Below are 24,876 nucleotides of genomic sequence, written 5' to 3' on the forward strand. Positions count from 1 at the left end.
AGTGCATGAAAAATAAAACATTAAATACCGCACTAGTTGTTGTCACTTTGCTGCTTTTTATTACGGGAGCATATACACTACTCAGGCCTCCCGCCCAAAAACCCGCCCCTGTTCCCGCACCGCCGGCGCCAACAGAACAAGTGCCAACGCCGGCGCCGCAGCCCATTCCAGGGGTACCGCCGTTTAACGCTGAAAAATATACCAGCGAGCCGCAGATATCGGTATATATGGCTGATAAAGGGCACGTTGAGACCATGGCGCTGGAAAAGTACATTGAAGGGGTTATCGCGCAAGAGATGGAGCCTGACTGGCCCATCGAAGCGTTAGCCGCCCAGGCCATAGCTTCGCGTACCCTGACTGTTAGCGCCATTGAAGCCGGTACCATCAAGAAGTTGCATAACGCTGATGTCAGTACTTCCAAAGAAGAGCTTCAGGCTTATGCGCCGCAAAAGGTCAATGATAGCGTGCGGCAAGCGGTTGAACGCACACGGGGTGAAGTGTTATTATATGCCGGCGGTCTGGTTAACGCTATCTACAGTTCTTGCAACGGTCAAATCGGCGCTACCAAGGAAGAAAGTTTTCCAAAAGAAATCAAGCATCCTACGCCGTATTTCCAACCTGTTACCGACAATTGTTTTCAGTATGCCCCGGAAAACGTAAAGGCGTGGACGGCTACAATCCCGGCTGCTGAAGTGGCTTCAGCCATTGGTTACCAAGGGAATCCGGCTGATATAACTATTTTGGAAAAAGGCCCGTCAGGACGCATTCTCTACATTGGCGCCGGTGATAAAAAAATGTATGGTTCTGACTTCCGCCGTGCAGTTGGCTATGACCGCCTTAAATCAACGTTGATTACCGAAATGACTTATGATCGCGGCAATTTTATTTTCAAAGGCCAAGGCTGGGGCAATGGCGTCGGTTTATGCCAGTGGGGTGCGTACACCTTTGCCAAACAAAATAGGAAAGCCGAAGACATTATTAAACATTACTATCCTGGAGCTGAAATAAAAAAATTGTGGCAATAGAATTAAAAAAAAGCAGTGAATTTTAATTTAAATATTGCATACATTAATTACGCGAGGTAGTATGGCGGCTACCTCCCGGGGAATGCGCCACTTGTCTGGTACGCACGGGCAGGTGGCGCGATTTGTTTTTGCGGTTAATCTTGTCGCCGTGAATATTGGCAACAAAGACAGCTTACGCTATAATAATATAGTTAAGGCACTATGAAAGGATTGAGTCTGATAAAAGCGCTGAGCGGTGATATTGATACTAAGCATGTTCTGATTACGGTGGTAGGTTCCCAGCGGGATGCTTATGGTGAGGAAAACAAAATTGAGCTTTTTACTCACGGCCGTAGCTATTATAAAAACGGTGTTCACTATCTCAGTTATCAGGAAACTGAAGTAAGTGGCCTGGAGGGCGCTACTACGCTTCTTAAAATATATACAGACCATATTATTCTGGTGCGTATGGGCGCTGTCGAACAACGGCAGGAATTCAGACTCGGGGAGCGCTGTTTCTCCAGCTATATCACACCTTTCGGTACTATGGACATGAGCATGCGGACAACACGTCTGACCGTCAACCGCTTAGATGACAGCGGCTGGGTGACCAGAGTACATATTGAGTATGAGCTTGAAATTGACGGACAGTGGCAAAGCGCCAATACACTGTCAGTTACTGTACAGGGGGATAGAAAAAATGGACATTAAACAACAGCTGATAGCCGCAGTTGGCCAGGCAGCTGCCAAAGCTACGGCCGACGGCATATTTGACGCAGGACAACTGCCGGAGATAGCGCTTGAGGTACCGCCGCAAAAAGAATTTGGCGATTATGCCACGAACTTTGCCATGCAATCGGCGAAAGCGGCTAAGACTAACCCGCGCATTATCGCCCAAGCCATTGTTGAGCGTCTTGACGCTCCGTGGCTGGATAAGGCTGTAATTGCCGGGCCGGGCTTTATTAATTTTTATCTAAAATCAGACTGGCTTTATCGCGAATTGGCCCAAATACTGGCGGCAGGCGATACCTTCGGCCAAAGTAATTCCGGTCAAGGTGAGCGAGTGCAAGTCGAGTTTGTCAGCGCCAACCCCACCGGGCCATTGCATGTGGGTCACGGGCGGGGGGCGGCTGTTGGCAGCGCGCTTGTTAATCTGCTCAAGGCGGCCGGGTATAATGTTGAAGCTGAGTTTTACATAAATGATGCCGGTAACCAGATTGACAACTTGGCGGCATCAGTTAACGCCCGCTATCTGGAACTGTTAGGTCAACCCACCCGGTTCCCGGAAGACGGTTATCACGGACAGGATATTATCGATACTGCCAAACGCATTATTCAGCACCATGGTGAAAAGTATTTAAACATGCCGGAAGCTGAGCGGTTGGCCGAGTTTAAAGAACTGGCACTTGCTGAAAAGCTGGCTGCACTAAAAGATGATTTAGAGCAATTTGGCGTAACTTTTGACGTGTGGTTCAGTGAACGCACTCTCCACAGCAGCGGCGCGGTTGCGGAAACTTGTAAGCTGTTAAAGTCCAATGGCAGTATATACGAAAAAGATGGAGCGCTGTGGCTCAAATCTACAACTTATGGCGACGACAAAGACCGGGTGGTCATTCGCGATAACGGCGTGCCCACTTATCTTGCGGCCGATATTGCTTACCATCGCGACAAGTTTTCCCGCGGCTTCAATCGGGTAATCAATATCTGGGGGGCTGATCATCACGGGTACATCAGCCGGGTTAAAGCAGCCATTGCGGCCATGGGATACAATCCTGATAATCTGGAAGTGCTTATTCTGCAGATGGTCAGTCTGTATCAAAACGGTGAACTGGTGAAAATGTCTAAGCGGACAGGCCAAGGTGTCACGCTGAGTGAACTTATTGAAGAAGTTGGCCGGGACGCGGCACGGTTTTTCTTCATTATGCGTTCGACCGACAGTCAGCTTGATTTTGATCTTGATTTAGCTAAATCCAGTTCGAATGATAACCCGGTGTACTATATCCAATACGCCCATGCCCGGATATCCAGCATTTTCCGTCAGGCGCTGGAGGCGGGTATAATGATACCTAGTGTCTGGGATGAGGTAAATTTAGCCGTATTGGCTGAACAGGCTGAAGTCGACTTAATCAAAAAAATGGCTGAGTTTCCCGACGAAGTGGCCAGCGCCGCCCGCGAGCGCGCTCCCCACCGCATCGCCCGCTATGCGCATGAATTGGCCGGCATGTTCCATACCTTTTATAATCAGTGCCGGATTATTGGTGTAGATGCCGGGCTTCAGAGTGCCCGGCTGGCGCTGGTAACGGCAGTAAGGTCGACGATCCGGCAGGCGCTTAATATTCTTGGCGTTGCTGCTCCGGAAAAAATGTAGGAGGAGTTTGCCTCTGCATGTTGAATATAAAAGCGGACTGTAGAGTGCGGAGGTTGAAATTATGGCAAACAATATATCAAAAAATGGCATTGATGAGGTCAATCTGGCCTATCAGATTTTAAAAACAGCAGGTCATCCATTATATTACCGGGAATTAATTGACAGAGTTGTTGCCGCCAAAGGCGGTACAGTTCGTCCGCCCGCTTACATGATAGCCGAAATTCACACGCAGATTAATCTGGACAGTCGGTTTGTCCATACTGGTAAAAATATGTGGGGACTCACCGAATGGTCACCGCAGCGTATTAATTTTCGCGAGGTAGAGGAAACAGCGGCTGCCCGCCAGGATAATCTCAGGCGGGAAAAGCTTTTAGCCGCCATTCAGCAGGACTTTGACAGCGAGGATTCAGGTGATATGCCTGAAGAACCAGTCGATTTAATTGAAGGCGATCCTGAAATCGAAGAGGATGAAGAAGAGCTTGACACCAACTGACATAAAAATATAAAATAGTTGGCATAATTAGTCTTAGCTAATTGTGGGAAGTTAGTAGGAGGATATTTCAATGGCTAAATATATTTTTGTTACCGGCGGCGTGGTGTCTTCACTTGGCAAGGGTATCACGGCTGCGTCATTGGGGCGTCTCTTAAAAAGCCGCGGTCTCAAGGTAACGATCCAGAAGTTCGATCCGTACATAAACTTTGACCCGGGCACGATGAGCCCGTATCAGCACGGCGAAGTATTCGTCACTGAGGATGGCGGCGAGACCGACCTTGACCTTGGCCATTATGAACGGTTTATTGATATTAACTTGAGCAAAAGTTCAAATGTCACAGCCGGAAAAATATATTGGTCAGTGATCAGCAAGGAGCGCAAAGGCGATTATTTGGGTAGTACCGTGCAGGTAATTCCGCATATCACTAATGAGATCAAAGAACGAATTTACCGGGTAGGTAAAGAAGATAACGCCGATATAGTCATTACCGAAATCGGCGGTACAGTGGGTGACATTGAGAGTTTACCTTTTCTTGAGGCTATCCGCCAGGTAAAAAAAGAAGTAGGCAAAAGCGGCGTACTCTATATTCATGTTACGCTTGTTCCTTACATTGCGGCTGCCGGCGAACTTAAAACCAAGCCCACTCAGCACAGCGTAAAAGAATTAAGAAGTATCGGTATTCACCCCGATATTATTGTTTGTCGCACCGAGCATGAAATATCACCGGAGATGAAAGAAAAGCTGGCATTGTTCTGCGATATTGATGTTAATGCGGTTATTCAGAATAAAACTGCTGCCAGCATTTATCAAGTTCCGCTTATGTTAGAAAATGAAGGACTGGACCGGATTGTCCTGGAAAAGCTAAACATTGCCGATGCCGGCCCGGACATGACTGAGTGGCGGCAAATGGTGGAAAAAATCTTACACCCCTCTGACAGTGTGCGTATTGCTATTGTCGGTAAATATGTGGCGCTGCAAGACGCTTACATGAGCGTGTCCGAAGCTCTCCGCCACGCCGGCATCGCCAATGACGCTACTATTGAAATAAAATGGATTAATGCCGAAGATATTGAAGAGGAACAGGCGGACCTGGAAGCTTTCCTGGGCGATGTTGACGGCATCCTGGTGCCGGGCGGTTTTGGCGACCGGGGGGTGGAAGGCAAGCTTAAAGCCATCCGCTATGCTCGCGAGAACAGAGTACCCTTTTTCGGTCTGTGTTTGGGCATGCAGACGGCAGTTATTGAGTTTGCCCGTAATGTGTGCGGTCTGACCGAGGCTAATAGTTCAGAGTTTAATCCGGCCACTCCTCATCCTGTTATTGACTTAATGCCTGAACAGGTGGCGGTTGAAGAAAAAGGCGGCACCATGCGCCTGGGAGTCTATCCCTGTAAAGTTATGGAAAATACTCTTACCTATAAAGCCTATCAGGATGAAATTATTTATGAACGTCATCGCCACCGCTTTGAATTCAACAACGCTTATCGCGAACAATTGTCATCTGCCGGACTCATAATCGGCGGAACGCTGCCTAACGGACGGTTGGTGGAGATCGTCGAACTTAAAAATCATCCCTGGTTTGTCGGCACCCAATTCCATCCTGAATTTAAGTCGCGTCCGACCAAACCGCATCCGCTGTTCAGAGACTTTGTTAAAGCATCACTGGTGTATAAAAAGGGCAAGCTATAATGGGCTAAACTGTTGGACATCTCCAACAGTTTTCTTTTAGAGGCTGGTTGAAAACGCTTATCCGACCATTTTGAACCAGTCTAGAGTATAAGGAGGTGTGCCCGTGTTCAAAAAATCAGTTGTCCTCGTTTTGGCGTGTATTATCGGCATATCCATGATTGCCGCACTGTTTATCGGTCCGGTTTTTAAGCAAAAGAAACTGGCTACCGGCGACAAAATCGCCGTAATTTATGTTGACGGCATGATTGTCGGCGGTCGTGGCCAGGTTGGCTTGTTTACTGAAGGGGGCGGCGCCGACGCTCTTATCCGGCAGCTTCATTCTGCCCGTGATGACGCGTCAGTCAAAGCTGTAGTGCTCAGGATCAACAGTCCGGGGGGGACCGTTCCCGCCTCGCAGGAAGTCGGCGAGGAGCTTAATAAGCTCCGGGCTACCGGCAAGCCGGTGATTACATCTATGGCCGATATGGCGGCTTCGGGCGGATACTGGTTGGCGGCCTGCACGGACAAAATATATGCCAATCCTTCAACAATCACCGGCAGCATTGGCGTATATATGCCTTATTCCAATTGGGAAGAACTATACAAAAAAATTGGTGTGCGCCAAGAAAAAATTAAAAGCGGGCCGCATAAAGATATTTTATCACCGGAACGCCAGCTTTCACCGGAAGAACGGGACATAATTCAGGGTATGGTTGATGATATGTATAATCAGTTTATCGAGATTGTGGCTCAAGGCCGGCATCTTGATCCGGCCAAAGTGCGCCAATTGGCCGACGGCCGGATCTATACCGGGCGCCAGGCCAAAGAACTGGGGCTGGTCGACGAGCTTGGCAATATGTATGACGCTATTGACGGCGCGGCGGCAATGGTCGGCATCAAAGGCAAGCCGGAAATTGTTGAATACGGTAAACGTAATCCGTTAGAAGTGCTTTTGGGTGCTCAGGATAAGATAGTTTCAGACGAGGCCATAATCAAGCGCCTCCGCGAAATGCTTTCGGCCAATCCTGTGGCCGTACCCCGGAGTTGGTAAGGGGGGGGAGTAATGGGAAGTTTTCTGGAAACAATCTATGACGTATTATTTAAGCCTAAACAGGCGATGCAGTATATTGCTGAAAAGAAATTAACCGGTCAAGCTCTTACCATGTTTACTATAGGTATGCTTGTCCCGGTATGGGCGGTATTTGCCGGTGTCAAAGGCGCTATCGGCACATCGGCATTTGGTCTGTTATTTGCTATTCATTTTGCGGGCAGCTTGGTTCTTTGGGTAGTGGGTGCAGCAGTTCTTAACTTTATTGCCGAGCTGGCAGGCGGGCAGGGAACAGCTCTGGGACTATTTGCCGCTTTGGGTTTTTCCCACCTGCCGCGGGTAGCGGTAATGCCGCTGTGGGTTATTGCTTCCTTGCTGCCTGTCGGCGTGCAGGGGATGGCTTTCGGGCTCATTGGTCTGATTGTTGTAGTCTGGACATTCTCATTAAATGTTGCTGCCATTTGCGGCGCTCATCATCTGTCAAGCGCCAAGGCAGTGCTCGTATTGCTTGCACCCGTGTTGGCGCTTATCGGTATCGCTGTAGCAGTTGCTGTTTATGTCGGTTCAGCTCTCATGCACTTGCCATTTCAGATTTAATGTTTGGCGACTTGATACAGGTAAATTTCCCATGGCGACCAATCCTCGGTAAACAATTGTAAAAATTCAAGGCCATTTTCTTTGTAGTTTGTTATTTCGGCGGCGGATAAAATATATTCGCCGCCTAAGTTTTTAAACGCCTGAATATCGAGCTGCATATTATTAAGTTTAAGTTTATAAGACTTTCTTACTTGATAGTACTCAAGTTCAGCCGGAAAGATATAGCAGGTTATGCCCCAATCGTCAAAGTATTTTTGCCAAAAAGGATTTTTTTCCAGCTCTTTGGCCATAATCTGCCGGAAGGCGTGCTTATATTCAAGCGGATAAATATTAAGCCGTCCGTCTAACGTATAGAAGCCATTGTATTGGGTAATGGCAGGATATATGCCGATACTGGCTACCCGGTATTCCTGTTGGGGCCGGCCTATGTAGTCAGCTACTTTTTTGAGCAGGCTGTCGGCAAAAAACTCTCCATAGCTTATGTCTTCATACAGCCAGGCATTTTCCATAACTGAAATTCCTGTTTGTTTTTTTATTACCAGACTGTATTCAATATTGTTGCCAAATAGGTAACCCAGCTGCAGTATGATTAAGAGTGCTGCCACCAAACGGCCGATATAGCGAATATTGGCGATGACAGCCAGGCACAAAGCAAAAATTGTATACCATATGACCGGGTGTAACCAATGGAAGCGTTGGATTTGAAACGTATTAAAAAAACTGATGTCAGCTACTGCTGACATAAAAAACTCAGAATAGCGGAAGCCATAAAATGCTGAGATGCCGAAGGCCAGCGATAACAGCAGCAGTATGATCTTCACTTCGCGTCGCTGGCGCCAGCCTGAGATAAGCGCCAGTGGTACGGCGACAAAAAGAATATATTTGTGCAGGCTGACAGCGTGGTATTGGCCGTTTATGAAATTATCGGCGATGAGCTCTTTAACGCCTTCCCAGTTGCGGGATTGGCCAAGCAGGATTCTATTTATTTCTTCGCGGCTGGATACAAAACCTGAAGAAAAAAAAGTATTGTAGATGAGCCATATTTCGGTTACGGCATACGAGCCTGCTAAGAGGGCTATGGTCCCCCAGAGCTTGGGACGCCTTATGCGGTGCCTGCAGTAATCATAGATAGCGGCTAAACCAAGCATAGCCAGGATGAATACCCCAACTAACGGCAGCGACGAATAAAGAGCAAAAACAATAATGATAAATATATTTACGGCCATTTTTCTTTCATAATAGGCATTGAGCATAGCATAGAATAGTAAGGGCTGTCCCGCGATTGACAAGCCATAAACTGTATAGAAGGGGATGGTGGCAAACGAGGCTGCACCCGCCCAGGCCAGCCAGGACTGGCGTTTATTGTTGATGACATAATATTTAAGCAGTAAATACATACCGATGAATGCGGTACTGTGTACGAGTAGTAGATTGACAAGATAAGCGCGGAACGGCGGCAAAATGAGGTACAGCCAGGTAATAATATTAAACCCGCTTGGTAAACAACTGCGCGGCACTTCGCCCAGCATTTGTCCGACAGTCCCGGTCAGTGTAAATGTCTTGCCGCTGTTAGCCAGCACGATCCAGGCAGTAATCCAGTCCAGATTATCGTTGATAGTAAAATGCGCGTTTTGCCGCAGAATGACAAATGGAGCCAGGTATGCCGCCAGTACGCCGGTAAATATCAGCGCTGCTTTTCGGTTGTGCAGGTGTTGCAAAATCTTATGTACACTATTTATTACATGTAACATTAATTTACCTCGACAATTGTTATTTTTCATTACAAATTTTAGCACAAATCGTAAGGGTTTAAAAATGTTTCATGTCTTTTCAGAAAAAAAATAAAAAATTTCTATTTTTTTCCAAAAAATAGAAGGATATTTGCATTTTATTGCGAATATGGTTATATCAGGAAAATAATTAAGTCTCGTCACTAATCCTATTGGAGAAAGTAAGGTGCACATAATGGGCAGATCCCAAGCAACTATTCTGGTTATTGACGACCAGCCGGGAATCAGGAGATTGCTTACGGAGGTTCTCCAGGACGAAGGCTATCGTGTTATCACTGCCGCCAACGGCTATGAAGGTATACAGGTTGCGCATGATGTCAAACCTAATGTGATATTGATGGATATGAAAATGCCGGGTATGGACGGAATTGAGGCATTAAAGGAGCTTAAGCGTCAGGGACAGGGCGATCAGGTAATTATGATGACCGCATACGGCGAGCTTGATATGGTTAATGAGGCTCGGGAAGCAGGCATGCGCGACTATATTACAAAACCTTTTGATATTATGGCTTTGTGCCGGATTATTGAAGAAAACATTGGTAGCAGTTTTGATGATTCACGCCAGTTGTTGATCGGCTAAGAGCTAGCTTTATGCCCGGGGCTACAGGCCCTGGGTTAGTTGTTTTATTCCATTTTTTTACCTGATGCTGCCAAGTAGTCAGACAGTAGGCAGGATTTTTTTCGGCGGCGGCGAAGTATATGGCAAGGGGGGGATAGCAATTGGCCATTAGCGCTGTTTCCACATTAGCGCTGTATTGTTCGCGGTGTGGCAAAATTGAACTGCATAATGTCTCCCGGTTTGCCATAAATAATTCACGGCGCCAACTTGTCTGCAGTTGCGGTCAGATACAAGGCGCTATTGCCTGTGCAGGGCGGCGACAATATCTTTTAGATATTCCCTGTGTAGTATGTGAAACAAACCATTTAATTTTCCTTGACAGCAAGCTGTTCCGGCAGCCTAGAGCAAGCAAAATATACTGCAATCAGGCTAATCTGGAACTTGGCTTTGTCGGTAGTCCTGAGGCCATTGCTGAAACTATTGCTAAACATAATCAGGCAGTAGCCAGCCTAGCCAGCGAAATGGATGAACAAACTGGGGGCCAAGGAATAGAAAATTCCCAGGTATTATTGGAAATCTTAAATAAAATTCATGATATTGCCGAGCAAGGCGGGGTATACTGCTGTTGTGGCAGTACCGATATTGCCGCCGATGTGCTTGGGGACGCCATAGAACTGTCCTGTAGCCAATGTGATGGACGGTTGGTAATCCCCGCTAGAGACGAACATGACTTGGCTCAACTGTCGGCCATGGGTATTATTGAACTGGCTCCTTTGCGGCGTACCAACCGTAAATAATGTTAATAAGATATTGAGAACATTGGAGAAAAGGCGAGTGAGTTTATAATGAAATTTTTTCTTGATACAGCTAATGTTGCTGAGATCAGAGAAATTGTACCAATGGGTGTTGTGGCTGGCGTAACTACCAATCCATCGCTTATTGCTAAGGAAAAGCAGGATATTAAAGCTGTAATCAAAGAGATTGCCGGGATGACACCGGGACCGGTAAGCGCTGAAGTTATCAGCACCAAGTTTGAGGAAATGTTGCCTGAAGCGCGGGACCTGGCCAAGTTGGGCGACAATGTGGTAATTAAAGTTCCGGTAACTGTTGATGGGTTAAAGGCGGTGAGCGCACTGGCCGCCGAAGGTATTAAGACTAATGTTACCTTAATTTTTTCGGCCAACCAGGCCCTTTTGGCTGCCCGGGCGGGGGCCGCGTTTGTCAGTCCGTTTGTTGGTCGCCTTGACGATATTAGCCAGGACGGCATTGACCTTATTAAAGATACTGCTGATATTTTTGCCATCCATGGCATTGATACCGAAATAATTGCGGCCAGCATTCGTCATCCTATGCATGTTACCCAAGCGGCGCTTGCTGGAGCTCATATAGCTACTGTACCGGCTAAAGTTTTATTATCACTCTTAAATCATCCATTGACAGACGCTGGAATAAAGCGGTTTCTGGAAGATTGGCAAAAAGCCAATATGTAGCAGTTGCTGTATGTGGCCGGGCGGGGCGCCCGGTTTATTTTTTCCTATATAGATTTGTAAGGAGATGTAATACTATGGAACGTGAATTAGCGTTGGAGTTTGTACGGGTGACTGAAGCCGCAGCCGTTGCTTGCGGGCGCTGGATGGGCCGGGGTGATAAAATTGCCGCCGACCAGGCAGCGGTAGATGCTATGCGGGCCGCATTTGATACGGTAAGTATCAGCGGCCGGGTGGTTATCGGGGAAGGCGAAATGGATGAGGCTCCCATGCTCTATATTGGTGAAGAAGTCGGTCATGGCGGGCGGGAAGTCGATATTGCCGTAGACCCGCTTGAAGGTACTAATCTGGTGGCCAAAGGCCTGCCGGGTTCAATTGCCGTCTTGGCTATAGCCCCACGTGGATGTCTGCTCCACGCGCCTGACATGTATATGGATAAAATTGCCGTCGGACCGTGCGCAGCCGGTAAAATTGACATCAATGCGCCTGTTAAGGAGAATCTCAAAGCGGTAGCAGCTGCACTTGACCGCAAAGTTGAAGATCTTACCGTTGTAATCCTTGACCGTCCACGGCACGCTGCCATTGTCAAAGAAGCGCGTGATGCCGGCGCCAGGATCAAATTGATTTCGGATGGCGACGTATCTCCGGCTATCAATGCTGCCATTGAGGGTACAGGAGTACATATGCTGCTCGGTATTGGCGGCGCTCCCGAAGGCGTACTGGCTGCCGCTGCCATTAAGTGTCTGGGCGGTGACATGCAGGGAAAACTATGGCCGGAAAATGACTCTGACATTGAACGGGCCAAGGCTATGGGGATAACTGATATCAATAAAGTATTTACGTTAGACGATTTGGTAAAAGGTGATGAAGTAATCTTTGCCGCCACCGCTATAACCCAAGGTGACCTTTTAAACGGTGTCCGTTATTTTGGCGGCGGTGCCCGCACGCACTCGATCGTTATGCGGGCCTCTACCGGTACCGTTCGGTTTGTTGACGCCATTCACAAGTTTGATAAAAAACCCATGCCCATAAAAAGAGTATAGCGTATTTTTAGCACAAGCAGGGAAACGCCATCCCTGCTTGCTTGTTTTTAGGAAAAATGGCACAACCTATATAGTATCCAATAAAGATGTACAGGCGTGTTGTTAGTATAAGCGTAAGTCAAGCGCCAGCGGTGGAGCGTTACTAACAACACGCCTAGAAAAAATCTTTATTGGATTTCATATATGTAAGTTTTCAGTAAAATAATCCAAGTTATGCATATTTTGAAGGCCTGTCGCTTATGCTAATAATGGGATATAGTGAATTGTTAGCCAAGATATGCCTAAGTAAGCGAGGTGATATAGTTGAATCTGCCGAAAATCAAGGCCAAGCAATGGGCCTACGTAGGGGGAATAGCGCTTCTGGCCGGGGCCTGGGCCATTCCGGTCGGGCCTAAGACACCGCCGGAATCTGTAACCATGCCGCCTGCAGCCGGTAAACAAGTTGTAGAAGCGCCGTCAACTGCGCCGGAACCCAGCCGGGAAGCTATCAGAAAGCATATTGTTGTCGCTGGCGATACTCTGATTGACATAGCTCAGCATTATGGCATCGACATTGAGACTCTCATGGCAGCCAACCCTGGTGTCAGTGAACTTATTCACCCTGGCGATGAATTAGTTATCTTGCCGAGGAAAGGTGTAATTTATCAGGTTGACACAGGTGATACCTTATGGGATATTGCTCATGCATATGGCGTACAGGTAGAAACAATAAAAGCAGCTAACGACAAAAATAGTGATGATGTTGCTGTTGGCGAAAAGCTGTTTATTCCAGGGGCCCGCTGGGCCAGAGCTAATACAGCAGTAGCGCGGTCGAGCGTCAGCCGATTTATTTGGCCGACCAGAGGCGAGATTTCTTCGCCGTTTGGCTGGCGGTGGGGACGGCTGCACGCCGGTATTGACATTGCGAATGATATTGGTACTTATGTTATGGCCGCCCGTGCCGGCCGGGTTATCTGGGCCGGGTGGCGGGGCGGTTACGGCTATACTGTAATGATTGACCATGGTGGTGGTTATGTCAGTCTGTATGGCCATCTTAGCGACTATTTTGTTGAGCGGGGACAATATGTCCGGGCCGGCCAGCGAATTGCTTCCATGGGCAATACCGGCAACTCGACCGGACCACACCTGCATTTCGAAGTGCAGAAAGACGGCCAGCCGGTAGACCCAATGGGATTATTGCCATAAGAAAAGACTTGGCTTGTGCCAAGTCCCTCAGGACGCCGGCAGAAGCCTTAGTCGTTCTTACTTATTATCAGAAAGTGGTTATACTTTCTGATAATGTAAAAAATGACAGCCCAGGGATTAATCCTTGAGCTGTCTATTTTTATTCTTTTCCTTTTTCCCTATTACTTGCTTTCTTTTCAGCTTGCAAATGTTGCAAAGTAGCATCATGGTACGGCCAGGCAACATCGGCCATTGCCCGGTCAGCTGGCGCAACTACAGTGTATAAACTGGTAGTTGCGGTTTGTTTAAGCTGCCATTTCTTACCTACCTTTTCAAAGGTAAGTTCGGTTTTGCTCAGACTGCTGCCGAACTTTCCGGGAGCGGCGGCCATTACGCCATTAATTTCCAGACCGTTATTTGTCACAATAATTATTGCATCAACTTTACCGGCGATGTGTTTTACAGCAGCATCAATGGCCGTTTTTTGGTCTTTAAATTCGATTCCGGCATAATTCTGAGGGCTGTTGGCGGGGTTTACGGTGGCTGCACCAATAATGCCAATACGGATTTTTTCCTTCTTTTTGTCTTTTCCTACTTCGAATTCCTTGATTATATATGGTTTAACGGCAGACCAAAGACTGCTGCCGGAATAAGCGTTAGCAGCCAGTGCCGGAAACTTGGCGGCGGTAAGCGCCTTGGACAAGTAGCCGGGCCCGTAAGCAAATTCACCATCGCCAGGAACTATGGCGTCATAATCAAGGTAGTTATACATGATAATCATAGGATTGGGGAGTTTGGACGGTTGTGTGGCAAAATAGCTGGTAAGCGCCGAACCTGACAGCATGTTGCCCTCATCCACTAAGATGGTGTATGGATTGGCCTGGCGCTCTTTTTTTACCAGGCTGGAAATTTGAACAAGACCAAAATCGGTGGTTTTGGTCAGTTCATAGTCCCAGTTGATGATGCGGCCGTTAATACCGGCGGTAGCCAGCACGGTCACTTTGACCGGCGCAGGTTGAACAGCATCTTTTTTGGCAGCAGCCAGGCCAATAGCCGGCAAGCACCAGAAAACGGCCAATGCCAGTGCTATGAGTCGCCATAATTGTTTGTAAAATTTCTGCAAGACTATCCCTCCCAAAAAATTGATTCTAAAGTTAATCATAAATTTATTCGCTGCGGAAAAGTATTTTTCCTGTTGTATATTGGTTTGTGAAGCAAAGATTGCCGTTAAATGCTGCGCGGTATAGCAGTAACTCTATTTGGGAAATAATAAGATCGACAGCTCTTCTGCCTGGAGTGGCAGCAAGTTAAGTAACTTATCTTATATTTTCTTATATTTTATGAGTGGATTATGAGCGTAAAAAGTCCGGGGTAACAAATTCATGGCCTACATAATTGCCGCCTTAATGGCTGGTCTTAGCTTTCTTCTTAATCAGGCATTTATACGGTATATTGGGCCGGTAACAATTATCAGTTTAGGTCCAATAGCGGAGGAAGCTTCTAAGACGCTGTTTGCTTATTATCTGGGGGTTGACATTATCATAGTGCATGCGGTATTTGGGATTATTGAAGCTGCTTATGACTGGTATCAGGACAGTGAGCGGCCGGCTGCCGGACTGCTAAGCATTTTCGGACACAGCCTGTTTGGCGCGGCTACTGCCATCATACTGACCTTAACCGGTAGCGTAGGGCTTGGATTGACCGCCGGTGTCATACTGCATTTGGCTTATAATGTTGCGGTTGTCAGACTGCTGGCCGGTAAGCTGCCAAATAATTAAACTACGAAAGAGGGATACTAGTGAAAATTTACTATACTTGCGAATATTGCGGCAATCACATCGATACATTAGAAGTAGATCATGTAGATGAAGCCAAGTTTGGGTTTGATTGCTTGACTGCCCAGGAGCGTCAAGATATAATTAAGACTGATATCGCTCAAAATGCTATATATGTCAAATCACTGTGTGATTTTTGCATAACTTCGATGGGCCTTGACGACAATATTGCACTAGGAAGGCCTACGATTAGTCAAGGATATATTCATTGAGTCGCGATATACTCTTAAACATAAATGTAAAGGGCTTTAGCGCCTAGGCTAAAGCCCTTTTGGTACTACAGACAGAGGCTGGCATTTTACGAGTCTCATTTTTAGAGGTATGCTATGGGAGAGAAAATGATGTTGACGTTGTTTACCGCCTTAAATGAAGATAAGCAATTACGTGCGGCGCAGATGGCATTTTCGGCCGACAAAACGCAAAGTTTGATTTACGGTGTAACCGGTGCGCAAAAAAGCGTGCTTATGGCTGCAGCCTTTCAGGCGGCGCCGCGACCAACAGTTATTGTTACGTCCAGTCATCATTCAGTCGAGATGCTAAGAAATGATTTTGCGTCACTGCTACCGGCAGTTGAGGTAGTTGAACTGCCGGCTATTGATATTGTTACCTTTGCCGCCGCTGCCAAGAGTGTTGAATTGGCGGCAAAGCGTATGGATGTTTTGAGCCGCATGGCGCGGGGCGAAAAAGTGATTATTTTGGCAACGGCAGAAGCCGCCATGCAAAAAGTATTGCCTAAACAGGAATTTTTGAACAGCCGCATTTCCTTAAGTGCCAGCGGAACTGTAAACCGTGAGGAACTGATTGAATCGTTGGTAGCGTTTGGTTATGAACGTGTTGACCAGGTTGATAGTGCCGGACAGTTTAGCGTGCGTGGAGGAATTGTTGATATTTTCGCCGTTAACCGGAGCTTGCCGCTCCGGTTGGAGCTCTTTGGCGACGAAATTGATTCGGTACGTGAATTTGATCCAGCCAGCCAACGGTCAGTACATGAGGTGGAACTGGCGGATATTATGCCGCTCACCGAACCCGAGCATAGCGGCAAACCGGCCGTGTTTGTATCCTATCTGCCGGCAGGCTCGGTTATTGTATTGGATGAACCGGCACGGGTCAGGGAGCAGATGACCAAACTTGTTAAAGAAAATCCGGATATCAAACGCCGGGTACTGGGGTGGACCGAACTGACGGCTGCTTGCCAGGCATATAATATAATTTATTTGTCCCTGCTTTTGCAGAAAATTCCTAATACTACACCTTCTGAAATTATCAGTATTACTGCCAAAGGGATTGCGCCCTTTCACCGCCAGATTGATATGCTCATTGCTGAGATCAAAAGTTGGCAGGACAAAAAGTACAATATCGTATTATTTATGCCGAGCCACGACAAGGCGGTAAATATTCAGCAAAGTTTGGCCGAAGAAGAGATAACGGCGGTTATAGCTCCGGAAGGGCGCATACCTCTTACTCCCGGGACGGTAGTCGTATCAACCGGTGCTCTTTCCGGCGGATTTGAATTGCCGCAGGCCAGGGTGGCTGTGCTAACCGAATTTGATATCTTTGGACGGCAAAAAAAGAAACGACGGCCACGTGTCGGTAAAGACCAGCAGATTACATACTTTCGCGACATCAATATCGGCGACTATGTCGTCCATGTCAATCACGGGATTGGCAAATACGTCGGGGTTGAGACGCTGGAAGTGGGCGGTGTTCATAAAGATTATTTTAATATCCGCTATGCCGGTGATGACAAGCTGTATGTTCCTACTGACCAGGTAGGGCTGCTGCAGAAATATATCGGAGCTGAGGGTGAAGTACCGCGTCTCAGTAAAATGGGGGGCAGCGACTGGCTCAAAGCCAAGAGCAAGGCCAAAGCTGCAGTGGCCGATATGGCCAAAGACCTTATCGAACTTTACGCCCAGCGCCAACTGCAGGTTGGTTATGCTTTCGGGCCTGATACGCCCTGGCAGCGCGAATTTGAAGACGCCTTTCCTTATGAAGAGACGCCTGACCAACTTCAGGCTATTGCCGAAGTTAAGCGGGATATGGAACAACCACGGCCAATGGACCGATTGCTTTGTGGTGATGTGGGTTTCGGCAAAACAGAAGTGGCCATTCGCGCGGCGTTTAAAGCCGTTATGAACGGCAAACAGGTGGCAGTGCTTGTGCCTACTACTGTCTTGGCCCAACAGCATTATCAGACGTTTAGCTCCCGCTTTGCCGGATTTGGCCCGGTAGTCGACGTTGTTAGCCGGTTTAAGAGCGCCAGAGAGCAAAAAGCGACACTGCAAAAGCTGGCCCTTGGTCAAGTTGACGTGCTTATTGGCACCCACCGAATCCTCCAGTCTGATGTAGTATTTAAAGACCTGGGGCTCTTAATTGTTGACGAAGAACAGCGGTTTGGCGTCGCCCAAAAGGAAAAAATGAAAAGATGGCGGGCTAATCTGGACGTACTCACCTTGAGTGCCACCCCCATACCACGAACGCTTCATATGTCGCTGGTTGGGGTCCGTGACATGAGTATTATCGAAACGCCGCCTGAAGACCGTTTTCCGGTGCAAAGTTATGTTGTCGAATATAATGAAGATATCATTAGGGAAGCTATTGTCCGGGAATTAAAACGTGGCGGACAGGTATACTTTGTGTATAACCGGGTGCAGACCATTGACAAAGTACGGCAGCGCTTGACTGAAATTTTGCCTGACGCCAGTATTAAGACAGGGCATGGCCAAATGCCGGAAGAACTTTTAGAGCAAGTCATGGTAGATTTTTACGAGGGCCGGGATGATGTGCTTATTTGTACCAGTATTATTGAAAACGGCCTTGATGTTCCCAATGCTAACACCATCATTGTGTATGACGCCGACCATTTTGGGTTGTCCCAACTATATCAGATGCGTGGCCGGGTGGGGCGTTCCCACCGGATGGCCTATGCTTACTTTACCTACCGCCGGGACAAAGTGCTCAGTGAAGTGGCTGAAAAACGTTTGCAGGCCATCAAGGAATTTGCCGAACTTGGCTCAGGCTTCAAAATTGCTATGCGCGACCTGGAAATTAGAGGAGCCGGCAATTTGTTGGGGCGTGAACAGCACGGTCATATTGTTAGTGTTGGCTTTGAGATGTACTGCCGCCTATTGGATGAAGCGGTCGAAGAACTTAAAACAGGCAAACCCGTGGAATTGCCGCCTGAACCGGCGATTGAGCTTAATATTGATGCGTACATTCCTGGCGACTATATCAGTGATGCCATGCATAAGATTGAGATATATCAACGTATCGCCGCTGTCCGTAAGGAAGAACATCTTACTGAACTTATTGACGAACTCATTGACCGGTTTGGCGATCCTCCCCTGCCGGTAACCAACCTTTTAGCTGTTGCTCGGATTAAAAACCTGGCCCGGCAACTGGGCGTCCGCTCTATTGCCGAGCGGGGCAGCCGGATCGAAATCGCTTTTGGTGATTTACCCAATGTAGCTGAAGGTGGTTTGATGAATGCCAAAGCCGCTTTCCCAGGCAAGCTTTCTTTTATTCCAGGACCGCCGGAAACAATGCGGCTGGCTACTTCCCGGCTTAATATGCCACTGACCGATGTTTTGATTAAACTGTTTTCAATATTAGCTGGGATAAGCAATTCGCCGGCGCTGGCGAATGCTGATCAGGTCTCAATCAAATAGCTGTCAGCCAGAAAAATGAATAAAACACGCCACCTGGATATATACTACTATCAATGAATGATTAGGATATTTGCTAAGTAAATACCTGATTTTGTTCCACTATGTAAGTGAGTCTCCGATTTTGCCCGTTTATTGGTTTCAATTTTAATTAGATTTGGCTAAAGCAGCAGAAAGGGGGATATTGGTGAAGGCAACCGGAATTGTACGCAGAATTGATGATTTAGGCCGAGTTGTAATACCCAAAGAAATCAGACGAACTCTCAGAATCCGTGAAGGTGATCCACTAGAGATATATGTTGACCGCGAAGGTGAGGTAATACTCAAAAAATACTCTCCGGTGGGTGAACTGGGGGACTTTGCCAAAGAATATGCCGATTCACTGTATGAAGCCGTTGGCCACATTATTTTAATTGCCGACCGTGACAACGTAGTAGCTGTCGCCGGCGCTTCCAAGAAAGAGTTTTTGAACAAACCCCTCGGCCCAGCTGTGGAAAAGGTAATGGAAGAGCGCAAAGCCGTGCTGATTAGCAATCCCGGCGAATACAAACATTGTAAAGGTTGCGCTGCCCAATGCGAAGACGAAGAAACATGCAAATTCACTTCGGAAGTAATTGCTCCGATTATTGTTGAAGGTGATGCTATTGGCGCCGTAATTATTTGCTCTAAAGAACCTGGCGTCCAAATGGCTGATATGGAAGTCAAGCTGGCTGAAACAGCAGCAGGATTTTTAGCAAAACAAATGGCTCAATAATATCTACATTGCTTTTTTGAATGGTGCAAGTAGCGGACAATAACAATTACTGTTAAGTTCGCTACTTTTATATTATTGTATAATGGACTTATGACGTTCTGGTAATTAGTGTTTTATTGACAGGCGGATTTTGTTATAATAGTAAAAGTGGCCATCTGGGCCAAATTTTGGAGAGGAATGACTCGGTTGAGTAAAGATACATTTTTAAAAGGTGCGCTTATTTTGACGGTGGCCGGCATAGTTGTAAAAATTATCGGCTCGGTCAACCGTATTTTGTTGTCCCGTCTCTTAGGGGGCGAAGGGGTGGGCCTGTATCAGATGGCTTATCCTATTTACCTGTTGGCGTTAAGCGTTTCCTCGGCCGGCATTCCGGTGGCTATTTCCATTATTGTTGCCGAAAAGCTGGCTTTGAACGACTACCGTGGCGCCAACCGCGTCTTCCGCATTTCCCTTGGTGTGCTGGCGGCCACGGGTCTGGCGTTTACTTTTCTGTTGTATTATGGCGCCGGCTGGCTGGTTGAGCACCACTATGTCCGCGATCACCGGGCGTATTATGCTATTGCTGCCTTAGCCCCGGCTATCTTCTTCGTTACTGTACTGTCAAGTTACCGTGGCTACTTCCAGGGCCTGCAGATGATGACGCCAACAGCAGTTTCGCAAATTTTTGAACAGCTGTTTAGGGTTATTACCATGATTGCCTTTGCTTATCTGTTGTTGCCGCGGGGTCTTGAGTTTGCCGCTGCCGGCGCCAGCTTTGGCGCTGGGCCGGGTGCTGCCGCCGGCCTGCTGGTGCTTTTATACTACTACTGGCGGCACAAGCCGGGTTTTCAGCACCGGATGGACACCCAGCCCCCGGCCGCCAAGGAGTCAAGTGTTAGCATTATTGGCCGAATTGTAAAATTGGCATTGCCGGTGTCACTTGCCAACATTATGCTGCCGGTAGTGTCTAATATTGACCTCTTAATTGTGCCGGCACGGCTGGAAGTAGCGGGACATACGGTAGAACAGGCTACCGAACTGTTCGGCTATCTTACCGGTATGGCTGTGCCGCTGGTCAACCTGGCCACAATTCTGACAGCTTCGCTGGCTGCAAGCCTGGTCCCGGCCGTATCTGAAGCCTATACTCTCGGCAATAAGCAGCGAATCTATCAGCGTACAGCGACTGCCATGCGCATCTCCAACCTTATTACAATCCCCAGCTTTGTCGGCATGTGGCTATTGGCTACCCCTATTTCAGTCATGTTATATGGCACCCCTAATGCCGGCGTATCGATTGCCATATTGGCGGTCGGCATCGTTCTCCTGGGTATTCATCAGGTGACAACAGGGGTATTACAGGGTTTAGGGCATACGGCCATCCCTGTTGTCAACATGGCTATTTCCGCTGTGGTGAAAATCATTATGAGCTGGGTGCTCACCGGCATGCCTGAACTTGGTATCAGGGGGGCGGCGTGGGCTACTGTCACCGATTTTGGTGTGGCGGCGCTGCTAAATATGTTTTTCGTATACCGGTATGTCGGGTTTACCCTGGATGTGAAGGATACTTTTAAGGCTGCTGCGGCGTCAGCTGTCATGGGCGCTGTTGTGCTGTTGGCCTATGATGCCATTATGATGCGGACGCTGCATAATACTGTTGCTACCCTGGGGTCAATTCTGGCCGGCGGCGCAATTTTTGGCATTGTTCTTCTCTTAGTGGGCGGTGTTGAAGCCCGTGATATTGAGCAACTGCCCCGCGTGGGCGGCAAGCTGGCCGCAGTCTTGACTAAATTAAAATTATTGAGGCGATAATATATGTCAATAACTATCGTTGGGCTTGGCCCCGGCAACTTCAGCCATATAACGCTGGAAACTTGGGAATTGTTATCCGGGGCGGATAAACTTTTATTACGTACTGCCAAACATCCCTGTGTAGCCATTCTTAAGGAGCGGGGCATTCAGTTTGCCAGTTTTGACTATCTGTATGAGCAGGCTGCCGATTTTGACTGTCTTTATCAGAAAATAGCCAGTGAAGTTATTAACAGGGCGTGTACGGGGGAAAGTATTGTTTATGCTGTACCAGGCAGTCCGCTGGTGGCTGAAAAAACCGTCGAGCTAATCAGGACACAGGCTGTGGAAGCCGGTCTAAGCCTTACTATTGTACCGGCCATGAGTTTTCTTGAAGTGTTGTATGTACGGTTGGGTGTTGATCCCATCAACGGCATAACGATTATTGATGCCGGTGATTTGCCTAAATTGCCGCCAGATCTTGAGACCGGCCTGGTTATTACCCAGGTGTACAGCCGCCAGGTAGCGTCAGACGCCAAACTGGCCCTTATGGAGTACTACGGAGACGAATACCTGGTTGCCGTTGTCCGTAACCTCGGATTGCCTGAAGAACAGATTGCCCATGTGCCGCTCTATGAGCTTGACCGGCTGCCGGTGATCGATCACCTTACCAGTGTGTATGTGCCGCCGCGCCCAGCGCGGAGCAAGACGTTTTCCTTCGATCCGGTGGTTGATGTCATGGCCAGGTTAAGGTCACCAGGGGGTTGTATTTGGGATATCGAGCAGACACATCTTAGTCTGCGGCGCTATATCATTGAAGAAGTATATGAGGTGCTTGAGGCCATTGAACTTGCCGACGGTGCTAAACTATGCGAAGAACTTGGTGATCTGCTATTGCAGATTGTGTTTCATGCCCGTATCGCAGAAGAAAGCGGTGTCTTCACCATGCAGGAGGTTATTGATACCGTCACCGAAAAAATGGTGCGCCGCCATCCCCATGTGTTTGGCGACATAACAGTGCGGAACGCTGCTGAAGTTATTATGAATTGGGATCAGATTAAAAAGCGGGAGAAAGCCGGTGAACGGACAGGGGCGCTAGACGGTATTCCTATCGGGTTGCCTAGTCTGATGACCGCTTATAAACTGCAGGCCAAAGCGGCCAAGGTTGGCTTTGACTGGCAGGATATTGGTCCGGTGTGGGACAAGGTGGCAGAAGAACTGGCTGAACTAAAAGCCGCGGCGGCTAAGCCCGGAGCGGAAAACGGGCGGGAAACCGAAAGCGAACTGGGCGATGTATTGTTCGCTGTTGTCAATTTGGCCCGGTTTATGGGTATTGATCCCGAGACAGCACTTAATACCACCAATAACAAATTTAAGCGGCGGTTTAATTACATAGAGACCAAACTAAAAGAGCAGGGCCGTACATGGGGAGAAATGGACTTAGCCGGTCTTGATGCTTTGTGGGATGAAGCAAAGGCCGGAGAATGATAAAAAAATACCCATAAATTCAGTTTTTTTACCATTTTTTTTTATATCAGCAGGAATAAAAAATTACGTAGCGAATAAAGCTATTCGTAATGATTTACGTTAGAGGAGGCAAGATTGTGAATAAAACTGACCTTGTCAAAGCAGTCGCCCAAAAGGCTGACATGACCCAGAAAGATGCTGAAAAGGCTATTAATGCTGTATTTACCGCTATTGAAGAAGCTTTAGCCCAAAATGATAAAGTCCAAATCATCGGGTTTGGAACTTTCGAAGTTAAAACCCGTGAGGAGCGTAAAGGGCGCAACCCGCAAACCGGCAAGGAAATTACCATTCCGGCTTCCAAAAATCCGGTATTCAAAGCAGGCAAAGGCCTGAAAGACGCCGTAAATGCTTAATTATACAGTAGACAAGCCTTAAACCAGGTTCCTAACCTGGTTTTTGTTTAATAGAAGATCAATTGTATGTGTACATCTGGACACTGTTAATTGATCGAAATACCAAGGTAGCTGAAAGCTTAGTGAGGAGAGAATCTTTCATGACAGGCAAAATTTTAATAGTCGATGATGAACTAAACATTCGCGAACTAATAAAGTTTAACCTGGAGAAGGAGAGTTACAAAGTTCTTGAGGCAGGTGATGGTCAGACGGCGATAAACATCGCCAAAGCCGACCGGCCTGATCTTATTGTCTTGGATCTGATGCTTCCAGGTATTGATGGTCTTGAAGTATGCCGGATTATAAAAAATTCCCGGGAAACGACCGCCATTCCGATCATTATGTTGACCGCTAAGAACGAAGAAATTGACAAAGTCATTGGCCTGGAACTCGGGGCCGATGACTACCTGACAAAACCGTTCAGTCCACGTGAGCTTCTGGCCCGCATCAAAGCCGTCTTGAGACGCAGTCAAAAAGACAGTTCGATGGGCGGTGAATTGTCAATTGGCAAACTTAAACTTAATTTTAGCCGGTACGAAGCCTATTTGGGTTCAGTAAAGCTGGAACTTACACCCAAAGAATATGAAATGCTCAAGCTGTTTGTAACTAACATGGGTAAAGTATTCACCCGCGAACAACTGCTCGAAAAAGTGTGGGGCTATGAATATTTCGGCGATACTCGTACAGTCGACGTGCATGTGCGCCATTTAAGGGTTAAGCTGGCGCAAGAAAATGATGTTGCTGAAGCTATTGAAACAGTACGCGGTGTCGGCTACCGTTTCCGCGACTTATAGATCGGGAGAGAATAAGGCATAGTAAAATATGTCTTTTTTTTGCTATCAGAAACGCCCATTGGTGTGGTTAAAAAAATTAACAAGATGTTAACATTGCGGCAAGCGTTTTTATGTTATAGTGCAAATGAGAAACTACGGGAGGCTAAACCAAGCTTATGTACTATAAAATCCAGGTAAATAAACTCAAGCTATATTATGGAGATGTCCTGGCCCTGAAGAAAATTTCAATTGATATTGTGGAAAATAGCGTACTGGCGCTTATTGGCCCGTCAGGGTGCGGTAAATCTACTTTTTTAAAGACCTTGAACCGCATGAATGACTTGATTGACAACGTAAAAATCGAGGGTGAAGTTTTACTGGATGGGGAAAATATATACCACCCGAAGGTTGATACCGTTATGCTAAGAAAACGGGTAGGCATGGTTTTTCAGCGGCCTAACCCTTTTCCTATGTCCATATACGATAATATTGCTTACGGGCCCAGGATACACGGTTTGACAAATAGAGCCATGCTGGACGGGATTGTTGAGCGGAGCCTGACTGGTTCAGCGCTCTGGGATGAAGTCAAAGATCGCTTGCATTCGTCAGCAATGGGGTTGTCCGGCGGACAACAGCAGCGGCTATGTATTGCCCGGCTCTTAGCGGTAGAGCCGGAAGTGCTGTTAATGGATGAACCGTGTTCGGCCCTTGACCCCATATCGACCATGAAGATTGAAGAATTGGTAACAGAACTTAAATCAAAATATACTATTGTTATGGTTACACACAACATGCAGCAGGCTGCCCGGGTATCTGACTATACCGGTTTTTTCCTGAACGGTGAGTTAGTGGAGCATGACAAAACCGATACCATCTTTACCCGACCGCAGGATAAACGGACCGAAGACTACATTACCGGCCGCTTCGGTTAATCTTAGGAGGAAATT

At 47.4% G+C, this 24,876-nt stretch carries 23 protein-coding genes; 21 read left to right on the forward strand and 2 right to left on the reverse strand.

Annotation, left to right across the window (positions count from 1 at the left end; translation table 11 throughout):
* The first annotated feature begins 5 nt into the window (after positions 1–5).
* The 7 genes from SCACP_RS01565 (at position 6) to SCACP_RS01595 (ending at position 7,176) form a co-directional block, all read left to right on the forward strand.
* The gene (locus tag SCACP_RS01565) at positions 6–1,025 is read left to right on the forward strand and encodes a SpoIID/LytB domain-containing protein (protein ID WP_425059701.1); all 1,020 of its coding nucleotides are present in this window, start codon (positions 6–8) and stop codon (positions 1,023–1,025) included.
* 201 nt (positions 1,026–1,226) lie between these two features.
* A complete protein-coding gene (locus SCACP_RS01570; protein ID WP_425059702.1) occupies positions 1,227–1,715 on the forward strand; it encodes a DUF1934 domain-containing protein in 489 nt (162 codons plus the stop codon).
* Complete coding sequence (argS, locus tag SCACP_RS01575) at positions 1,705–3,372, forward strand: arginine--tRNA ligase (protein WP_425059703.1); 1,668 nt, start codon at positions 1,705–1,707, stop codon at positions 3,370–3,372. Before SCACP_RS01570 ends, argS begins: the two co-directional genes overlap by 11 nt.
* 61 nt (positions 3,373–3,433) lie before the next feature.
* Positions 3,434–3,865 (forward strand): DNA-directed RNA polymerase subunit delta, encoded by a 432-nt coding sequence (gene rpoE, locus SCACP_RS01580; RefSeq protein ID WP_425059704.1) that lies wholly within the window; start codon positions 3,434–3,436, stop codon positions 3,863–3,865.
* Positions 3,866–3,935: 70 nt separating this feature from the next.
* Positions 3,936–5,552 (forward strand): CTP synthase, encoded by a 1,617-nt coding sequence (locus SCACP_RS01585; protein WP_425059705.1) that lies wholly within the window; start codon positions 3,936–3,938, stop codon positions 5,550–5,552.
* Positions 5,553–5,655: 103 nt separating this feature from the next.
* Complete coding sequence (gene sppA / locus SCACP_RS01590) at positions 5,656–6,582, forward strand: signal peptide peptidase SppA (protein WP_425059706.1); 927 nt, start codon at positions 5,656–5,658, stop codon at positions 6,580–6,582.
* Between the two features lie 12 nt (positions 6,583–6,594).
* The gene (locus tag SCACP_RS01595) at positions 6,595–7,176 is read left to right on the forward strand and encodes a Yip1 family protein (RefSeq protein WP_425059707.1); all 582 of its coding nucleotides are present in this window, start codon (positions 6,595–6,597) and stop codon (positions 7,174–7,176) included.
* On the opposite strand, the gene SCACP_RS01600 is transcribed toward SCACP_RS01595, so the two are convergent.
* Entirely contained in the window at positions 7,173–8,927 is a 1,755-nt protein-coding gene (locus tag SCACP_RS01600) for a DUF6044 family protein (RefSeq protein ID WP_425059708.1), read from the reverse strand. The two genes, SCACP_RS01595 and SCACP_RS01600, sit on opposite strands and share 4 nt — an antisense overlap.
* Before the next feature lie 214 nt (positions 8,928–9,141).
* Between SCACP_RS01600 and SCACP_RS01605 the strand changes: the two genes are divergently transcribed.
* From SCACP_RS01605 to SCACP_RS01625, 5 genes are all read left to right on the forward strand, one after another.
* Positions 9,142–9,546, forward strand: coding sequence for a response regulator (locus SCACP_RS01605; RefSeq protein ID WP_425059709.1), 405 nt, complete (start codon positions 9,142–9,144; stop codon positions 9,544–9,546).
* Positions 9,547–9,686: 140 nt separating this feature from the next.
* A complete protein-coding gene (locus SCACP_RS01610; protein ID WP_425059710.1) occupies positions 9,687–10,322 on the forward strand; it encodes a hypothetical protein in 636 nt (211 codons plus the stop codon).
* A 48-nt stretch (positions 10,323–10,370) separates the two neighbouring features.
* Entirely contained in the window at positions 10,371–11,015 is a 645-nt protein-coding gene (gene fsa / locus SCACP_RS01615; RefSeq protein WP_425059711.1) for a fructose-6-phosphate aldolase, read from the forward strand.
* 74 nt (positions 11,016–11,089) lie between these two features.
* Positions 11,090–12,055: a class II fructose-bisphosphatase gene (glpX, locus tag SCACP_RS01620; RefSeq protein WP_425059712.1), complete on the forward strand. Its 966-nt coding sequence runs from the start codon at positions 11,090–11,092 to the stop codon at positions 12,053–12,055.
* Positions 12,056–12,358: 303 nt separating this feature from the next.
* Positions 12,359–13,240: a peptidoglycan DD-metalloendopeptidase family protein gene (locus SCACP_RS01625; RefSeq protein WP_425059713.1), complete on the forward strand. Its 882-nt coding sequence runs from the start codon at positions 12,359–12,361 to the stop codon at positions 13,238–13,240.
* Positions 13,241–13,379: 139 nt separating this feature from the next.
* Here SCACP_RS01625 and SCACP_RS01630 read toward each other — a convergent pair whose 3' ends face one another.
* The gene (locus SCACP_RS01630; RefSeq protein WP_425059714.1) at positions 13,380–14,342 is read right to left on the reverse strand and encodes a hypothetical protein; all 963 of its coding nucleotides are present in this window, start codon (positions 14,340–14,342) and stop codon (positions 13,380–13,382) included.
* A gap of 259 nt (positions 14,343–14,601) precedes the next feature.
* Here SCACP_RS01630 and SCACP_RS01635 point away from each other — a divergent pair, with 259 nt between their 5' ends.
* From SCACP_RS01635 to pstB, 9 genes are all read left to right on the forward strand, one after another.
* A complete protein-coding gene (locus tag SCACP_RS01635) occupies positions 14,602–14,997 on the forward strand; it encodes a hypothetical protein (protein WP_425059715.1) in 396 nt (131 codons plus the stop codon).
* A 20-nt stretch (positions 14,998–15,017) separates the two neighbouring features.
* The gene (locus SCACP_RS01640; protein ID WP_425059716.1) at positions 15,018–15,266 is read left to right on the forward strand and encodes an anti-sigma-F factor Fin; all 249 of its coding nucleotides are present in this window, start codon (positions 15,018–15,020) and stop codon (positions 15,264–15,266) included.
* 129 nt (positions 15,267–15,395) lie between these two features.
* Positions 15,396–18,722: a transcription-repair coupling factor gene (mfd, locus tag SCACP_RS01645; RefSeq protein ID WP_425061299.1), complete on the forward strand. Its 3,327-nt coding sequence runs from the start codon at positions 15,396–15,398 to the stop codon at positions 18,720–18,722.
* A gap of 184 nt (positions 18,723–18,906) precedes the next feature.
* The gene (gene spoVT, locus SCACP_RS01650; protein ID WP_425059717.1) at positions 18,907–19,473 is read left to right on the forward strand and encodes a stage V sporulation protein T; all 567 of its coding nucleotides are present in this window, start codon (positions 18,907–18,909) and stop codon (positions 19,471–19,473) included.
* A gap of 177 nt (positions 19,474–19,650) precedes the next feature.
* On the forward strand, positions 19,651–21,261 hold the full coding sequence (locus SCACP_RS01655; protein ID WP_425061300.1) for a putative polysaccharide biosynthesis protein: 1,611 nt from the start codon (positions 19,651–19,653) through the stop codon (positions 21,259–21,261).
* A gap of 3 nt (positions 21,262–21,264) precedes the next feature.
* Positions 21,265–22,725 carry a nucleoside triphosphate pyrophosphohydrolase gene (mazG, locus tag SCACP_RS01660; RefSeq protein ID WP_425059718.1) on the forward strand — a complete coding sequence of 487 codons (1,461 nt, stop codon included), beginning with the start codon at positions 21,265–21,267 and terminating at the stop codon, positions 22,723–22,725.
* Positions 22,726–22,841: 116 nt separating this feature from the next.
* Entirely contained in the window at positions 22,842–23,117 is a 276-nt protein-coding gene (locus SCACP_RS01665) for an HU family DNA-binding protein (RefSeq protein ID WP_425059719.1), read from the forward strand.
* A gap of 140 nt (positions 23,118–23,257) precedes the next feature.
* Entirely contained in the window at positions 23,258–23,950 is a 693-nt protein-coding gene (locus SCACP_RS01670; RefSeq protein ID WP_425059720.1) for a response regulator, read from the forward strand.
* A gap of 155 nt (positions 23,951–24,105) precedes the next feature.
* On the forward strand, positions 24,106–24,861 hold the full coding sequence (gene pstB, locus SCACP_RS01675) for a phosphate ABC transporter ATP-binding protein PstB (RefSeq protein WP_425059721.1): 756 nt from the start codon (positions 24,106–24,108) through the stop codon (positions 24,859–24,861).
* The last annotated feature ends 15 nt before the right edge of the window (positions 24,862–24,876 follow it).

This window comes from Sporomusaceae bacterium ACPt (genome assembly GCA_041428575.1).
In the GTDB taxonomy this organism is placed as follows: Bacteria; Bacillota; Negativicutes; order Sporomusales; family Sporomusaceae; genus Sporomusa_D; species Sporomusa_D carbonis.

Coding starts and splice junctions, on each gene's coding strand:
- SCACP_RS01565 (WP_425059701.1), top strand. CDS start 6: ATGAAAAATAAAACATTAAATACCGCACTAGTTGTTGTCACTTTGCTG.
- SCACP_RS01570 (WP_425059702.1), top strand. CDS start 1,227: ATGAAAGGATTGAGTCTGATAAAAGCGCTGAGCGGTGATATTGATACT.
- argS (WP_425059703.1), top strand. CDS start 1,705: ATGGACATTAAACAACAGCTGATAGCCGCAGTTGGCCAGGCAGCTGCC.
- rpoE (WP_425059704.1), top strand. CDS start 3,434: ATGGCAAACAATATATCAAAAAATGGCATTGATGAGGTCAATCTGGCC.
- SCACP_RS01585 (WP_425059705.1), top strand. CDS start 3,936: ATGGCTAAATATATTTTTGTTACCGGCGGCGTGGTGTCTTCACTTGGC.
- SCACP_RS01595 (WP_425059707.1), top strand. CDS start 6,595: ATGGGAAGTTTTCTGGAAACAATCTATGACGTATTATTTAAGCCTAAA.
- SCACP_RS01600 (WP_425059708.1), bottom strand. CDS start 8,927: ATGTTACATGTAATAAATAGTGTACATAAGATTTTGCAACACCTGCAC.
- SCACP_RS01605 (WP_425059709.1), top strand. CDS start 9,142: ATGGGCAGATCCCAAGCAACTATTCTGGTTATTGACGACCAGCCGGGA.
- fsa (WP_425059711.1), top strand. CDS start 10,371: ATGAAATTTTTTCTTGATACAGCTAATGTTGCTGAGATCAGAGAAATT.
- glpX (WP_425059712.1), top strand. CDS start 11,090: ATGGAACGTGAATTAGCGTTGGAGTTTGTACGGGTGACTGAAGCCGCA.
- SCACP_RS01635 (WP_425059715.1), top strand. CDS start 14,602: ATGGCCTACATAATTGCCGCCTTAATGGCTGGTCTTAGCTTTCTTCTT.
- mfd (WP_425061299.1), top strand. CDS start 15,396: ATGTTGACGTTGTTTACCGCCTTAAATGAAGATAAGCAATTACGTGCG.
- SCACP_RS01655 (WP_425061300.1), top strand. CDS start 19,651: ATGACTCGGTTGAGTAAAGATACATTTTTAAAAGGTGCGCTTATTTTG.
- mazG (WP_425059718.1), top strand. CDS start 21,265: ATGTCAATAACTATCGTTGGGCTTGGCCCCGGCAACTTCAGCCATATA.
- SCACP_RS01670 (WP_425059720.1), top strand. CDS start 23,258: ATGACAGGCAAAATTTTAATAGTCGATGATGAACTAAACATTCGCGAA.
- pstB (WP_425059721.1), top strand. CDS start 24,106: ATGTACTATAAAATCCAGGTAAATAAACTCAAGCTATATTATGGAGAT.